This is a genomic window from Carnobacterium divergens DSM 20623 (assembly GCF_000744255.1).
Classification (GTDB): Bacteria; Bacillota; Bacilli; order Lactobacillales; family Carnobacteriaceae; genus Carnobacterium; species Carnobacterium divergens.
In genome coordinates this window covers 1,914,609-1,930,350 of the sequence record NZ_JQLO01000001.1, presented here as the reverse complement: position 1 = coordinate 1,930,350, position 15,742 = coordinate 1,914,609, and the positions used below count along the sequence as shown (strand labels likewise).

Here is a 15,742-nt window from a genome sequence, read left to right as displayed (position 1 = left end):
TGAGCTTAAAATAAAAAGAATCCCCTCTAACTATCTGTTTTATGGATAGCTAGAAGGGGATTTTTAATTACTAGTCAAAGGTTGTAGTACGGATAACGTTTTGGTACCAGTTAAAGGACTTTTTCTTTATACGAGTGAAGGTCCCTGTTCCGTCATCATTTTTATCAACATAGATGAAGCCGTATCGTTTTTTCATTTCGCCAGTAGTTGCGCTAACTAAGTCGATAGGCCCCCATGTTAAATAACCAAAACACTCTACATAATCTTCAACAATGGCTTTTTTTACTTGTTCAATATGTTGTTCGATATACTCGATGCGATAGTCGTCTTGAATCGTTCCGTCAGTTTCAAGATGATCAATGGCACCTAATCCATTTTCAGTAATGATAATGGGCAGGCTATAGCGACGATAAAGGTAATTTAAAAGATAGCGCAAACCTGTTGGATCAATTGCCCAGCCCCATTTGCTTTGTTGTAAATAAGGATTTTGAACGCCTCCAAATAAAGTTTCTTCGTTTTCATGGTCTCCTTCATAATGAGCAACACTAGAAGAATAATAATTTAAGCCGATAAAATCAATTTTACCTTGGGCAAAAGCGATTTCGTCTTCTTGCGAGATCGTTAAATCGATTCCAGCCTTTGCATACTCTTTTAATTTATAAGCAGGGAATTTACCCGAACACATTGCGTCGATTTGGTAAAATTCACGATCCGTTTCTTTAAAGGAATTCAGTACATTTTCTGGATCGCAATTTAGTGGATAGGCAGGAGTTAAGCCAAAAACACATCCAATTTCAAAGTTTGAATCAATATCATGGGCTAACTTCACTGCTTTAACGCTGGCTAAGGTCATATGGTAACTGATGGTAGCTAAGGTTTGTTTTTTATTTTTAAGATCAGAGTATTTTAAACCTGAAATAATGTACGTAAAGATATCAGAAGCCTCTGTTTGAGGGTCAATATGATTCATTTCATTGAAAGTCGCCCAGTAGCGAACTTTTCCTTTCAAGGCTTTAAACATGGTTTCGCAGTAATTTAAATAGAACTCAATTACTTTTCGATTGGTCCAAGAGCCATAGTTGTTCACTAAATGAACAGGCATTTCGAAGTGATAGAGTGTAACGATAGGTTCAATACCATATTTTAAGAGCTCGTCTACGACATTTTGATAAAATTGGACACCTAATAAATTAGGCGTTTGCTCGTCTCCTAACGGATAGATGCGAGACCAATCAATTGAGATACGCAAAGCTTTAAATCCCATTTCAGCAAATAAAGCAATATCTTCCTTGTAGTGATGATAAAAATCAATTCCCTCATGAGAAGGATACTTTTTTCCTGCTTCAATTTTAGTACAAATTTCCCGCGGTTGTTCATAGGTTCCCTGTGTGACTAAATCCATAATGGCAATGCCTTTGCCATCTTGATCCCAAGCCCCTTCACATTGGTGAGCAGCGATACTGCCGCCCCATAAAAAATCCGTTTTTTTCATTGGAAAGACCTCCCTTAAAATGTTATTAAATAGAAAAAATTTTATAAACTGTTTTTCTTTTCAAAAAGCTAGAACACGATTGTAACCATCTCATCATTAAGCACTAATTTTTCATGAATAGCAGGGATTACATCCAAATAGTCCGTTGTATTCGTAATAACGACAATAATTGTTGTATCATAGCCTTCTTTTTTTAACCCGTCAAAATCAACTGTAGCTAATAGTTGGCCTTTTTTAACTTTATCTCCAGGTTGAACAATTGTATCAAAATAGGTTCCATCAAGTTCAACAGTATCAACCCCGATATGAATTAAAATTTCAACTCCTTCTTTTGTTTGAATCCCAATAGCATGTTTAGTAGGAAAGACTACTGTAACTTCACCATCAACTGGAGAAACGACTTCCGACGTAGAAGGAATAATTCCAATTCCTTTGCCTAATGCCCCAGTTGAAAAGGCTTGATCTTTTATGTCAGCTAACTGAACAAGTTCCCCTTTAGCAACTGGTTGTAGCGTTAATTTTTTTGCAAAGGTGCTTTCTTTTTCTAGAGCAGTTTCTTCCGAGAAGGTTTCTTCTTCGTTTTTAGCAGTGTTCGTTTCTGGAATTCCAAGAATATAAGCCGAAACAGCAGCACCGATAAAAGCAATTAGAACCGCAATCACCATAAATATCAAATTAGAAAAATCTTGATTTTGAGCGTATGAAGGCAGTCCCATTAACCCCCAAACAATCGAATAAGTTTTTACGTTCATTAATCCAGCAAACAGTCCACCAAGACCTCCACCAATCATCACGGCAATAAAAGGTCTACGATATTTAATAAATGCACCGTAAATTGCAGGTTCTGTTACGCCCATCAAGGCGCTAAAGCTTACCGTTCCAAATAATTGTTTTTGTTTAGATTCTTTTGCTCTTAAAAAATACCCTAGCATTGCTCCAGCAACGGCCAAATCAGAAATGGTTGCAGCTGCTAAGAAAATCGGATCATACCCCATTTCATTCACAAAGTTTAGTGCAAGTGGCATCATGAAATTGCCAGCACCCAGCATAATTAAGAAAGGTTGGAAAGCAGCGTAAAGCATTACGACAATCCAACTACCGAAAGTGTCCATTAGTAGTTTAAATAATAAGCCGATGCCGTCTCCAATCCAAATACCGATTGGTCCAAATAAAAGCAGCGTTACGGGTAAACAAATCACCATAATTAGAACAGGATTCAAAAAATAATGTAAAAATTTTGGAATGTATTTGTTTAAAAAGGTGGTTAAATGTCCCATAAACCAAACTGCTAAAATAATTGGGATAAAAGAATTAGCATACGTTGTTTGAGGCAAAGAGATACCGAAAATACTAAGTTCTGCAACGCCGTTAATTGACGTTGAAACGAGAGTAGCAGCTAAAGCAACTGCTAAATAAGGGCTTGCTTTTAAACGTTTTGCACAAGACATCGCAATTAAGATTGGCAAGAAAAAGAAAACTGCTTCGCGAATTGAATTTAACAAAATGTACGTGGGACTTTCTTCTGAAAGAACCCCAGTAATTGTAAACAACGACAAAAATCCAGCAAGTAGACCTGATGCAATAATGGGCTCAATGACAGGAGTCATTGTTTCAGAGACTAAATCGAGCATTGCTTTTAAGGGGTGCTTTTTTTCTTTAGTAGCTTGGTTGGAATCGGTAGTAGGGTTGATTCCTAACATGCTTACTAATTCAGCATGCACCTCGTTTACGTGGGTTCCAATAATAACTTGATAAGCAACGTTGTTTGATACAACATCAATAACGCCATCTACGTTTTTTAACTCTTCTGTTTTTGCTTTTGAACGATCCTTTAAAGTGAACCTCAAGCGCGTCATGCAGTGAACAACCGCTTGAATATTTTCTTTTCCACCTACTAGTTGAATAATAGTTTCATTAAGTTTTTGATAAATCATTTTTAGGACTCCTTTTTACTTCGATTGGTTACGCGATGGATATGAAGCATAAGGTACGTCTCCTCATCAATTGAAATCACACACTCATATTTTTCTTGGATATAAACTTTGATTTTTTGGATGCAATCATAGGCATCTGTATAAAGCATTTTGATTTGAGTGTTCAATACTAAGTCACTTTCATCATAGATTTTATCGGTTTGAACACGTTGGATAAAATATTGCAAATGAGTCATTAAGCGCATATAGTTCATCGATTTTTCATCTAGTTTAATTTGAAAGTGATACTGAATAATTGATAAAATATCCCTCAGACTTTCCATTGAGCGTATAGTTGAATCTAAATTGTTTTTATCCTCTTGCAAATTAACAAAATGCAACGCAATTGAAACGGCTTCATCTTCTGGAAAATGAAGATTGAACTGCTGATTGATCAGGTTCAATGCATAAAGTCCGATATCGAAATGCTGTGGATAGAATTTTTTGACTTCCCACGTTAAGGGACTTCGAATAAATTGTCCTTTGGCAGCACGTTTTAGTGCAAATTCAATATGATCCAGTAAGGTCAAACTTAAATAATCATTTGATTTTTCAGTTAGCTGTTTTTCACCAAATTCAATAATTTGATTGACGAGTGTAATATGGTTAGGGTCCGAATTAGCTAGCAGATAACTGAAGTGCTCCAACATATCATTTGAATCTAATACATAGGTCTTTTCAATTTCAGTTTCTTTAATGGTTTGTCCAACTTTTTTTCTAAAAGCTAACCCTTTCGCATAAACAATTACTTCATTTTTCCCCCTGCTAACGATTGCTACATTGTTGTTTAAAATTTGACTTACTTTCATTTTTTTACTCCTTTCCAGAAAAAAAACTCAAATTACCTAGAAAAGGACTGCTTCTAGGTAATTTGAGTTCTGCCTGCATTAATCAGTAACATACTCTATAAAATGGCTACGTCGCCATAATTGTTTTTTTTCTTAATTTCAGTATAGTTCATGAAACAAGGATAGTCAACGCTTACATTTACATTTCCATATGATTTAAATTTTTAATCATTTTTTTGAAGGTTACGACGTTTCTAATAATGTAAAAATATAAAGAGTCAATTCTTTATCTTGCAATAAATGCAGTTGATTTTTATAGTAAATACTCCGATCATAAACACGCCATTTCATCACTTTAGGCAATTGTAAGAAAGGGCTCATTTTCCAGCGAATAAGCAAATGACTTTCTGTTTCGGAGACACTTAAATCTTGGGGGGATTGGTTGAAGGATTTATTTAAGCGAGAAGGCATTTTTTTAATAAAAATTTCCTTTGAACGGTATTGAAAGTCTTGGTTTAATTTGCGATTTTTTGTTTCATAAGAAAATAACTGTCCTTCATTTTGTTTTTGTTTTTCTAAAGAGAGAGGCAAGGGAAACTCTTTAATAAACCGACCCACTTGTTGAAGTTTTGGTTCGGCAGGTTGAATCGAAACTAAATGAAGCTGTTTTTTTATTTTACCAAAAGTTAGAAAAAAACTTTCTTTTAAAGGATTTTCACCATATTGAATCAAATCATTTCCAGACCATTCGCTAGCACTTGCAAAGCTGGCGTTAAGGAGATAAATACCAGTATGAGGTATTTTTGCAGTGTTTTGCAGTGTCCGTTTTTTAGTAGCATCATATTCAAATAACCCATTTTCACCAGCAGATAAAGCGATTCTACCATTTTTTGAAACTGAAATATGTTGAACGGGTTCATCCCATAAGGTAAGTTTAGTTGCATGGGGATCCAGCAACGAATAGGCATAAAATCCAGTGATGTCTGAATAATAAAGGGTATGCTTGAAAATGGCGCTATCTAGTATCGGAAAATTAAACTGAAGTGTTTTTTCTAAGAAAGGTTCTAAATCTGCTAGTGAACTATGAAGATACTCTGTTGAACGAGGCTCATAATAAACGACACGTTCAACTTTATTTAGTGATTTCATCCATTTATTCCAGTCATAAATGGCTAAATTATTTTGGTCATTCCATAAATAAAGATGTCCACTATATAATTGGCAGTCTTGAAAGTGACCGTCTATCGTGATTTTGGTTGTGAGAATTTGTTCCATTTCCATTTAGTTCAGCATCCTTTCTTCTCGTGAGGCTTTCTGTAATTCTATTTTAACATTTATATAGAAGAAAATGGGAAAGGAAACAACTTAAAGTGAAACTCCAACTATAATATGTTACCCTTTCGCTATAATTTGTTCCTTTTTAATGAAAAGAGCAGAGGCTATAATGAAAGAGTAATGAAAACGTTTACTAAATCAAGTTTTAAGAAAGGAGAACAGATGAAAAAGAAAGGTTTTTGGTATCATTTCAATAAAAATAAAATGCTTTTATTAATGGCTCTTCCAGGTGCATTATGGCTTATTTTCTTCTTTTACATTCCGGTTTTAGGGAATGTCGTGGCGTTTAAAAACTTTACTTATTCTGATGGTGGATTTTTTAAGAGTTTGCAAGAAAGTCCGTGGGTGGGATTTGATAACTTTAAATTCCTATTTAGCTCGTCGAATGCGTATATTATTACGAGAAATACCGTTCTTTATAATGTGGTCTTTATTATTAGCGGGCTGGTCGTAGCCGTTATGTTTGCCATTATCTTAAGTGAGATTCGTTCGAAAAAGATGGTGAAGGTGTATCAAACATCCATGCTATTGCCGTATTTCTTATCATGGGTTATCATCAGTTATTTCGTTTATTCCTTCTTAAGCCCAGACAAAGGCTTAGTGAATTCGATTTTAGCAGGTCAAGCAGGGGATGGCATCAACTGGTACAATGAACCGAAATATTGGCCATTTATTTTAGTCTTTATGGGGATTTGGAAAGGTGTCGGTTATAGTAGTATTATCTACTTTGCTTCAATTATGGGGATTGACCCGACATATTATGAAGCAGCAATGATTGATGGTGCAACAAAATGGCAACAAATCAAAAATGTAACCTTGCCTCAATTAGCACCGTTAATGACTATTTTAACGATTTTAGCCGTAGGTAATATTTTTAGAGCTGACTTTGGTCTGTTTTATCAAGTTCCACGAAACTCAGGAGCCTTATACGAGGTAACTTCTGTTTTAGATACGTATATTTATAATGGGTTAACAAGTAGTGGAGATATCGGAATGGCTTCAGCAGCTGGCTTGTATCAATCGGTTGTGGGTTGTATTTTAGTTATTGGCACGAACTTATTGGTTCGCAAATATGACGAGGAATCAGCGCTATTCTAGGAGAGGAGAATCGAAAACATGGAAGAAAAACGTAAAAAGAAAAAAATAAATACAGTAAAGGTGCAAACCTTTGGAAAAAAAGCGGATATTTTCTTTAACATTATTATCGCGCTCTTCGCTTTCTCCTGTATCTTCCCATTTATTTTTGTTATTATTATTTCATTTACAAGTGAAACGTCACTAATAACAGAAGGGTATCGAATCATACCTTCTTCATGGAGTTTTGATGGGTATCGATACCTTTACGAAATGAAAGATCAAATTTTACAAGCGCTATTTATCACGGTTTTTGTAACGGTTGTAGGGACTCTAGTGAACGTGACGTTTACCTCTACGTATGCCTATGCAATTTCAAGAAATTCGTTTCGTTACCGTAAATTTTTCACCGTGTTTGCCTTAGTCACAATGTTATTTAGTGCAGGAATGGTACCGAACTATATCGTAATGACAACGTTATTAAACTTAAAAGATACTGTTTGGGCATTGATTTTGCCAATGGCGTTAAGTCCCTTTAATATCATAGTGATGCGCACCTTCTTTAAACGCTCTGTACCAGATGCGATTATTGAATCAGCAAAAATCGATGGAGCAGGTGAATTACGCGTCTTTATGCAAATCGTATTGCCACTAGCAGTCCCTGGAATTGCAACAATCAGCTTGTTTGCAGCTTTAGGTTATTGGAATGATTGGTTTAATGCATTGCTTTATATTCAAAGTGATAATTTAGTTCCTTTACAATATTTATTAATGAAAATTCAAAGTAATATTGAATATATGTCCCAAAATGCCAATATGAGTTCAGCATTAAGCGGTGGGGCAGCAGCAATTCCAAAAGAAGCAACAAGAATGGCGATGGTTGTTATTTCAACAGTTCCAATCGCATGTAGTTATCCATTTTTCCAAAAATATTTTATCAGTGGTTTGACAATTGGCGGAGTTAAAGAATAATCATAAATGGAGGGTTTAAAATGAACAAAACGTTCAAAAAAATGTTGGTCTCAGGTGCAGCATTTGCACTTCTTGGAGGCGTGTTGGCAGGTTGTGGTGGCTTAAAAGGGGATGCTGGAAAAGCCACAAAAGATGATGATGGCAAAACTTTATTGATGTATCAAATTGGAGACAAGCCAGAAAATTACGATCAATTGATGGAAGTTGCGAATAAGCGTATCAAAGATAAGATTGGCTATAAAGTGAATTTACAATACATTGGTTGGGGCGATTATGAAAAGAAAATGTCAGTGATTACCTCATCAGGTGAAAACTATGATATTGCATTAGCTAAAAACTATGTAGCAAACGCTCAAAAAGGGGCCTATGCTGATTTAACAGATATGCTACCTAAGTATGCGAAAGAAAGTTACGACATGTTAGATGAAGCCTATATTCAAGGAAATACTGTGAATGGGAAGCTTTACGCAATGCCGGTTAATGGAAACGTGTATGCACAACAAGTTTTATCATTTAACTCAACGTTCCTAGATAAATACAACTTAGATGTTTCAAATGTAAAAACATTGGCAGATATGGAACCAATGTTACAAGTAATCAAAGAGAAAGAACCGAATGTCGTTCCTGTAGCGGCCGGATCTGGCTGGAGAGTCATCCGTGATATTGAATACGTAATGGACGATAAAGTTCCGTTGGCAGTAGATATTCATGGGGATACAACAAAAATCATTAACCCATATGAAACTGGGGATGGCGTGATTCCAGACCTAAAAACAATGCACAAATTCTATGAGTTAGGTTATGTGGCGAAAGATGCCGCAACAAGCAACACAGACTATAATTTAGAATCAGACACATGGTTTGCTCGTATTGAAACACAAGGCCCATACGATTACGGCGATACTTTATTAACAAGAGCTGCTCAAAAACCAATCGTATCTAGACCGATTACAAGCCCAATCAAAAATACTGCCAATGCACGTATGGCAAACTTCGTAGTATCAAATAATTCTAAAAACAAAGAAAAATCAGTTGAACTTTTAAACCTATTAAACTCAGATCCTGAATTATTAAATGGTTTGGTTTACGGAATTGAAGACGAAACTTGGAAAAAATTAGACAATGATCGTGTTGAGTTATTAAAAGCATACGGACCAAAAAATCATATGTCTGCATGGAATACAGGAAACAATGAAATTGTTTACCTTGAAAAATCAATTACAGATGAACAAATCGAGAAAAGAAAAGAAAGTATTGAAAATGCTGAAAAATCACCATTACTTGGCTTTAATTTTGTAACGGATAATGTGAAAACAGAATTAACCAATATCAACAATGTCATGAGTCAATATTTAGATGGATTGCACACCGGAACATTGGATCCTGATAAAGCTCTACCAGAAATGAATCAAAAATTAAACGGTGCTGGGCTTGAAAAAGTAAGAGCAGAAATGCAAAAACAATTTGATGAATTTAATAAATCAAAAAAATAAGAACATGCAAAAGAGCACCTGTCAGTTATTGATGGGTCTCTTTGCATTTTATTAGAGGGAGTATACAAACATGATAGCAAAAGGACTAGAAACAGGTTTTAACAGAGTGTACTATTTAATTAAATTGAGCTTGTACTTCTGGGGGTTAAGCTTAAGCGGCTTAATTGTATTTGGTTTTGTGCCAGCGCTCTTGACCTTAACGGAGACTCATCAAGAAGCAGCTTGGAATTATAAAGAATTAACTTGGAAAAAAAGTTGGGCGCTATTTAAAGCGTATATTATTAGAGGAAATCAAATGATGTTAATTTTTGGAAGTACTATTTTATTTTTGTTATTAAATTTATATCTATCAGTTCAAACACAGGGATTTATCTTTGTGGTAATTGACTTTTTGATTATAGCTGTCTTATTTTTAATGATAAATGTCTTTATTTTAAGTATACTGATAACGGTTACGTATGAAATCAATCTGTCTAATACTTTAAAATTAGCATTTATCACATTTTTTACAAGTTTAAAAGAATGCTTAGTTGCAGGGCTTTGCTTAGTTGTGATTTGGACGATTACTTATCGTTATCCTGGACTTATTTTATTTATCAGTGTCGGCTTAAGCGTTGCGGTTGTCAATCAAGTAACAACTAAAATTTTTAATCGTTTAAAGATTGAATCCATTTAATGGCGAAAGGAGAAGTGTGATGAAAAGCAAACAGAATCAAATCTATTCCCTATTAAAAATATACTCAATGATTTTGATTGTTGGCGTCACTGTCTTCTCTTTAGTCGTTAGTTATACCATTTCCAAGAAGAACAACGAAGAAGCCAAACAGGTAACAGTAGATATTTCAAATCGAATCGATGCCATTTTAGTTGAAGATGAAAAAAAGGCCGCGCGTATGGCGACAGAGTTGACATCCAATCCTTTGCGCATTGAGAACTTATATCGCTATTTCCAACTGGATTATCAACAGTATCTTAGTTATACCTTAGACATCAGTCAAGACTATAACATGTATATTTACCTACCCAAAGAAATTGAACACATGTATTACTTAGACGAATCCATTCAATCTGTCGCCATTTCGTTAAATGAATTTAAGGAAGTTTATTCATCAACTTTGGCTAACAAGCAAGGCATTAAACTGGAGGAATTTCCAAAAGACACTGGAGTAATGATTCCAAAATTATTAAACAATCCAGATACATCAAAATATATCGGTACGTTTTATTTATCATTGAGTGTAGAGGAATTTAACAAAGCTGTTACAAACAATAGCCAACAAACAGAATCGGAAACCTTTATTTTTTCAAACACGAATCGCTTAATCTACTCAAGAAAAACAAAAGAAAAGGGTTCCCCACTAGAATCAGAATTAGTTCAACAAATGAACGATCATTCAAAAATTCAACCATCGAAACTAAAAGAATCGTATTTTATGACACAATTAAAAACAAAAGAAGGGTATCAAATTTATACTTTTGTCCCTAAAAAATCAGTATTTTTAAAGTCAGCTAAAAGCTTTCTGTGGTTGTTTTTATTTAGCTTGATTATTGATAGTATTTTACTGCTAACTCTTTTTAAATTATTTGGAAAGTATGTTCGACAAGTAGAAGATATTTTACTATCAATCAATGAAATCACCAAAGGTAAAATTGAGAATCGGATTGAAGTCAATCATAAGCAAGCTGAAATGAAACAAATCTCGATTGGAATTAACCAGATGTTAGATAGCATTCAAAACTATTTAAAGGATATCTATGAGCTGGAAATCAAACAAAAAGACGCGGACATGCGAGCGTTACAATCGCAAATCAATCCTCATTTTTTGTATAATACGTTAGAATACATTCGGATGTCTGCAGTCAGTGAAGGCGCAGATGAACTGGCAGAGGTCGTATACAATTTTGCAGCCTTGTTACGCAATAATATTTCACAAGAAAAAACAGTCACATTAGAAAATGAATTGAAATTTTGTGAAAAATACGTTTACCTTTACCAAATGCGCTACCCAGATAGCATTGCCTATTCTTTTTCAATCGAAGAATCTATTAAAAGCTTACCTATTCCAAAATTTGCGATTCAACCTTTAATTGAAAACTATTTCCAACATGGCATCGATTATTTAAAAATGGAAAATGCAATAGGAGTGAAGGCCTATCGTGAAAACGAGGAGATCGTAATTAAAATCAGTGACAACGGTTTAGGGATGTCTGAAATCCAGTATGGAGCAATCAATGAAGCCTTAGCTTTTAATCATGAGGTAAAAGTCAATTCAGTAGGCATTCACAATGTGAACACACGCCTAAGACTGTATTACGGATCTTCCTATCATATGAAGTATTCCTCAACAGAAAATGGAGGAACAACGATTGTCATACGTTTTAAAGACAAAGAAGAACAAACTTAAAGGAGCTTGCTTATGTATAAAGTGTTGATTGTAGACGATGAGTATATGATTTTGATGGGACTACAAAAACTAATTGACTGGGAAAGTTTAAATTTGACCATTGTAGGTACTGCTAAAAATGGTCAAGAGGCACTTGATTTTGTAGTTGCCAATTCAGTGGATATCGTCCTAACGGATGTGACCATGCCACTTTTATCAGGGATAGAATTTATTAAAGAAGCCCAACGCTTAAATCAACAATTTAAAACAATTATTCTTTCAGGCTACCAAGAATTTGATTATATTAAGGAGGGCATGCAACTGGGAGCTGCTAATTATTTAGTGAAACCAGTGGATAAAATCGAACTAAAAGAGACCTTGTTAAAACTCATTAATGAACTTGATTCTCAAAAAGAAAATTTTCAAAATGAAGACTTATTGTATCGGAGCATGCTAAATGATTGGTTACTAAATACCGTTGATTACGACGCCTTAAATAGGTGGGCTACTTCAAGCGGAAGAACAATCGTTAGCCAGAACTATCAAGTGGTACTTTTTAAAATTAAACGAGAAGAACAAGAGCGTTTAAAAAAAGAATTGGCTTCAAACAGTCATTATTTATTTTTAATGGTTTCTGAAACTGAACTGGCAGTGATTGTAATGGATTCTCGAAAAGACGAATTGATTTCTGACTTAACCAGTAAAATGCAAGAGAACGTATTGGTTTTTGAAGGAACAGTTGTTGCAACGATGGAGGAAGTAGGAGGAAGTTATCAAACAGCTAAAGGGAAATTAGATACATTCGCCTTCTACAATAAGGATGTTTTAATCGTAGAAAAGGAGAAACCAAGCCAATTCCTACCAGAGTCCTTTAAACAGTTTACAGAAGTATTAGCATTGCAAGACTTGAGCAAAATTAAAGCAGCTATGCAAGAAATTTTAACTCATTTTGAGCAAAATGTGGAACAACCAAAAATGGTGAAGCAGCATGCTAATTTACTCTTAATGCACCTTCATTTACAATTTACCTTCATTGAAAACACCCTTTTTCAAGAAAAAATAAATGAGGTGAATCAGGCTAAAAAACTAAAAGATGTAGAAAACATCTTATTAAAAATGCTTCAAATAATCGAATTAGATGAGCATCTAGTTATCTACAGTCCCATTACGCAACAAGTGATTGAATTAGTCCAAACGAGCTACCGTGAAGATTTGAATTTAAAAATGATTGCAAAAAAATTACATGTCAACGTGATGTACTTAGGACAGCTATTTAAAAAAGAAACGAAAAAGAGCTTTTCAACCTACTTAAACGACTACCGGATTAAGTTAGCTCAAAATCTCCTACTGCATTCAACGGATCCAATTAATGATATTGCCTTAAACGTGGGCTACCAAAGCTCCGGTTATTTTTATAAGAACTTTAAGAAAAAGTGTGGCGTCTCACCGAAGGAATTTAGAGAACAATATTTGAATCGGAAATAAAAACCCAAATTTTTTTATTGAAACTGATTTTATAAAGCAAATAAGCAGTACCTAGTTGTAGGTATTGCTTATTTACTTATCTTAAAAAGTATCAACAAACGATAATTTGTCTAAAAACCGCTTTAATTTGTTACTAGTTTCAAGTAAACAAACCCATTAAACTTAATCTAAAGAGTCTGTTTTTGAACAGATTCTCTTTCCACCAACGCAACAGGAACAATTTTTGAAAATTTTTGATTAGTATTGTCGCGCTCAGTTAATTGTTGAACCAAAGACTCGGCTGCTAAAAAGCCAATTTGATAAAAATTTTGTTCGACAGTTGTGAGCTGTGGGGAAACTAAATCAGTCATTTGGATGTTATCAAAGCCAATCAACGAAAGATCATTTGGAATATCTAGTTTGAGTTTTTTAGCTTCTGCTAATAAACGCATGGCAATAATGTCGTTTTCAGCAATAATGCAAGTGAAGCCAGTCCGTTTAATTTCTAAAAGGTATTCTTGTAAGGAAGCAGTATCCAATTGTTTGATGAATTTTTTATTTGTTAACCCATCTGAATAGTCTTGAATTTTAGCGTCGTGGAGAGCCTTTAAATAGCCTAAGTAGCGATCACGAACGGAAGTGTTTTCTAGCAAATCAATCGTGGACAAATAGGCGATTTTTGTATGCCCCATTTTGAGGGCGTAGTTAGCAGCTAGCGCACCACCATTAAAGTTATCTGAAGTTATGGAAGGAATATCCGTCCCTTCTAGCTTTTTATCCAGCATTACGATTGGGAAGCCATTTAGATGCTGACGGTAAAGTAAGTCGATGGAATTGATTGGGTTTTCTGGATAAATAATCAGTCCGTCGTATTTATCTTCTTTTAAATTCTGCAATAATTCGCGTTGTCGAGTAGGGCTTCCTTCAGTTGCGTGGATGGTTAATTGATAGGGTGTTTTTTCTAAGTAATCTGTTGCCCCTTGTACGTAATATTCTAAACCTGCTGCTTGAGAAAAAGGCAACATAAAAGCAAGTTCATACGTTTGAGGAAGGGATTGACTTTGGTAGATTACAAAGCTTCCTTTTCCGGCAGTTCGTTCAATTAATCTATCGCTTTCAAGCTCCATTAAAGCACGTTTAGCTGTAATCCTGCTTACTTGATAAGTTTCAGTTAACTCCATTTCAGTAGGAACCTGAGTCCCATAGGAGTAGTGTTGATTTAAAATAGCGTTTTTTAAGTCGAGATAAATGACTTTGTAAAGAGGTTCTTTTTTCATCTTAAAAGCTCCTTAGTTGTTTTAAATGGTATAGTTCTTGTTTTATTAATATATCATTTATTTCAGTTAAAAGAAAGCGAAAGAAAGAAAATAAGAGATTTTAATTAAATTCAGTAGAAAGTGTAGACAATATAAATGATATATCATATAATTGTTATATAACTAAAAATGATATAAGAGGAGCGAATAAAATGGTTTATCAAGAAATCCCTACATCAGTTAAAAATTTTATGAATACGATTACAGAAAAGTGCCAAGAGCATCCACGTTGGGCAGAGAATTTTAATGCTTGTTTTGCAAATACATTGCTAACAACCGTTAAACGCCAAGAAGATGGAACGACCTTTGTTTTAACAGGAGATATTCCAGCGATGTGGTTACGTGATTCAACAGCGCAAGTTCGTCCTTATTTAGCCATCGCAAAAGAAGATTCAGATATTGGAGATATGATTGAAGGGTTAGTAGAAAAACAATTTCAATATATTCAGTTAGACCCTTACGCAAACGCTTTTAACGAAACGGCAAATCACGCCGGTCATCAAACGGATCATACGAAGATGAATCCATGGATTTGGGAACGCAAATATGAAATTGATTCCTTATGCTACCCATTGCAACTAAGCTACTTATTATGGAAAGCAACTGGCCGAACCACTCAATTCAATCAAACGTTTAAAGCAGCAGTGAATGAAGTTTTAACAGTCTGGGAAATTGAACAAGATCATAATCGATCTGCGTATCAATTTGAACGCGATACAACAAGAGAAGAAGACACGTTAGTAAATAGAGGTCGAGGAACAGAAGTTGCGCCAACAGGTATGACGTGGTCTGGTTTTAGACCAAGTGATGATCGCTGTATTTATCATTACCTAGTTCCGTCTAATATGTTTGCTGTGGTTGTTTTGGACTATTTAAAAGAAATTTTTGAGACGATTTTAAAAGAAGAAGAACTGATTCCCCGAATCACAGCTTTACGAGAAGCCATTCAAGAAGGTATTGAAAAATATGGAAAAACAACGAATAAAGCTGGTGAAACAGTTTTTGCATATGAAGTAGATGGTCTAGGAAATGCTAGCTTAATGGATGATTCCAATGTGCCTAATTTATTAGCCGCTCCTTATTTGGGCTATTGTTCGCCAGAAGATGAAGTCTATTTAACCACAAGAAAAACCCTGTTGAGCAGTGAAAATCCTTTCTTTTATGAAGGTGAATTTGCGAAAGGAATCGGAAGCTCCCACACACCAGAGAACTATATTTGGCCAATTGCGATGGCAATGGAAGGGTTGACGACTTCTGATAAGTCAGAAAAAGAACGAATTTTAAATACGCTAGTTGCAACAGACGGTGGGACGAATTTAATGCATGAAGGCTTTGATGTTAATGACCCAAATCAGTACACTAGAGAGTGGTTTTCATGGGCAAACATGATGTTTTGCGAGTTAGTAATGGATTACTTTGATATTCAAATCGAGAAGTAGAAAGGAATGGAA

General features: G+C 34.8%; 12 protein-coding genes. 7 read left to right on the top strand and 5 right to left on the bottom strand.

Going from position 1 to position 15,742, the window contains the following annotated elements:
- Positions 1-70: 70 nt before the first annotated feature.
- From BR52_RS09270 to BR52_RS09255, 4 genes are all read right to left on the bottom strand, one after another.
- Positions 71-1,492 carry a family 1 glycosylhydrolase gene (locus BR52_RS09270; RefSeq protein ID WP_034571848.1) on the bottom strand — a complete coding sequence of 474 codons (1,422 nt, stop codon included), beginning with the start codon at positions 1,490-1,492 and terminating at the stop codon, positions 71-73.
- Positions 1,493-1,560: 68 nt separating this feature from the next.
- The gene (locus BR52_RS09265) at positions 1,561-3,426 is read right to left on the bottom strand and encodes a beta-glucoside-specific PTS transporter subunit IIABC (protein WP_034571845.1); all 1,866 of its coding nucleotides are present in this window, start codon (positions 3,424-3,426) and stop codon (positions 1,561-1,563) included.
- Positions 3,427-3,428: 2 nt separating this feature from the next.
- Entirely contained in the window at positions 3,429-4,274 is an 846-nt protein-coding gene (locus BR52_RS09260) for a PRD domain-containing protein (protein ID WP_034571843.1), read from the bottom strand.
- A 222-nt stretch (positions 4,275-4,496) separates the two neighbouring features.
- Positions 4,497-5,534 (bottom strand): hypothetical protein, encoded by a 1,038-nt coding sequence (locus tag BR52_RS09255; protein WP_034571840.1) that lies wholly within the window; start codon positions 5,532-5,534, stop codon positions 4,497-4,499.
- 216 nt (positions 5,535-5,750) lie between these two features.
- Between BR52_RS09255 and BR52_RS09250 the strand changes: the two genes are divergently transcribed.
- The 6 genes from BR52_RS09250 (at position 5,751) to BR52_RS09225 (ending at position 12,996) form a co-directional block, all read left to right on the top strand.
- Entirely contained in the window at positions 5,751-6,686 is a 936-nt protein-coding gene (locus BR52_RS09250) for an ABC transporter permease (RefSeq protein WP_034571837.1), read from the top strand.
- Positions 6,687-6,704: 18 nt separating this feature from the next.
- Positions 6,705-7,634, top strand: coding sequence for a carbohydrate ABC transporter permease (locus BR52_RS09245; protein ID WP_034571834.1), 930 nt, complete (start codon positions 6,705-6,707; stop codon positions 7,632-7,634).
- A 20-nt stretch (positions 7,635-7,654) separates the two neighbouring features.
- The gene (locus BR52_RS09240) at positions 7,655-9,127 is read left to right on the top strand and encodes an ABC transporter substrate-binding protein (RefSeq protein ID WP_034571831.1); all 1,473 of its coding nucleotides are present in this window, start codon (positions 7,655-7,657) and stop codon (positions 9,125-9,127) included.
- 70 nt (positions 9,128-9,197) lie between these two features.
- A complete protein-coding gene (locus BR52_RS09235; RefSeq protein ID WP_034571828.1) occupies positions 9,198-9,803 on the top strand; it encodes a DUF624 domain-containing protein in 606 nt (201 codons plus the stop codon).
- Positions 9,804-9,822: 19 nt separating this feature from the next.
- Positions 9,823-11,532, top strand: a complete 1,710-nt coding sequence (locus BR52_RS09230) for a sensor histidine kinase (RefSeq protein ID WP_034571825.1) — start codon at positions 9,823-9,825, stop codon at positions 11,530-11,532.
- Positions 11,533-11,544: 12 nt separating this feature from the next.
- Entirely contained in the window at positions 11,545-12,996 is a 1,452-nt protein-coding gene (locus BR52_RS09225; RefSeq protein WP_034571822.1) for a response regulator transcription factor, read from the top strand.
- A gap of 167 nt (positions 12,997-13,163) precedes the next feature.
- Here the strand turns inward: BR52_RS09225 and BR52_RS09220 are convergent, their stop codons facing one another.
- Complete coding sequence (locus BR52_RS09220; RefSeq protein WP_034571820.1) at positions 13,164-14,252, bottom strand: GntR family transcriptional regulator; 1,089 nt, start codon at positions 14,250-14,252, stop codon at positions 13,164-13,166.
- A 191-nt stretch (positions 14,253-14,443) separates the two neighbouring features.
- Between BR52_RS09220 and BR52_RS09215 the strand changes: the two genes are divergently transcribed.
- Complete coding sequence (locus BR52_RS09215; protein WP_034571817.1) at positions 14,444-15,730, top strand: glycoside hydrolase family 125 protein; 1,287 nt, start codon at positions 14,444-14,446, stop codon at positions 15,728-15,730.
- Positions 15,731-15,742: the final 12 nt, after the last annotated feature.

Coding starts and splice junctions, on each gene's coding strand:
- BR52_RS09270 (WP_034571848.1), bottom strand. CDS start 1,492: ATGAAAAAAACGGATTTTTTATGGGGCGGCAGTATCGCTGCTCACCAA.
- BR52_RS09265 (WP_034571845.1), bottom strand. CDS start 3,426: ATGATTTATCAAAAACTTAATGAAACTATTATTCAACTAGTAGGTGGA.
- BR52_RS09260 (WP_034571843.1), bottom strand. CDS start 4,274: ATGAAAGTAAGTCAAATTTTAAACAACAATGTAGCAATCGTTAGCAGG.
- BR52_RS09255 (WP_034571840.1), bottom strand. CDS start 5,534: ATGGAAATGGAACAAATTCTCACAACCAAAATCACGATAGACGGTCAC.
- BR52_RS09250 (WP_034571837.1), top strand. CDS start 5,751: ATGAAAAAGAAAGGTTTTTGGTATCATTTCAATAAAAATAAAATGCTT.
- BR52_RS09245 (WP_034571834.1), top strand. CDS start 6,705: ATGGAAGAAAAACGTAAAAAGAAAAAAATAAATACAGTAAAGGTGCAA.
- BR52_RS09240 (WP_034571831.1), top strand. CDS start 7,655: ATGAACAAAACGTTCAAAAAAATGTTGGTCTCAGGTGCAGCATTTGCA.
- BR52_RS09235 (WP_034571828.1), top strand. CDS start 9,198: ATGATAGCAAAAGGACTAGAAACAGGTTTTAACAGAGTGTACTATTTA.
- BR52_RS09230 (WP_034571825.1), top strand. CDS start 9,823: ATGAAAAGCAAACAGAATCAAATCTATTCCCTATTAAAAATATACTCA.
- BR52_RS09225 (WP_034571822.1), top strand. CDS start 11,545: ATGTATAAAGTGTTGATTGTAGACGATGAGTATATGATTTTGATGGGA.
- BR52_RS09220 (WP_034571820.1), bottom strand. CDS start 14,252: ATGAAAAAAGAACCTCTTTACAAAGTCATTTATCTCGACTTAAAAAAC.
- BR52_RS09215 (WP_034571817.1), top strand. CDS start 14,444: ATGGTTTATCAAGAAATCCCTACATCAGTTAAAAATTTTATGAATACG.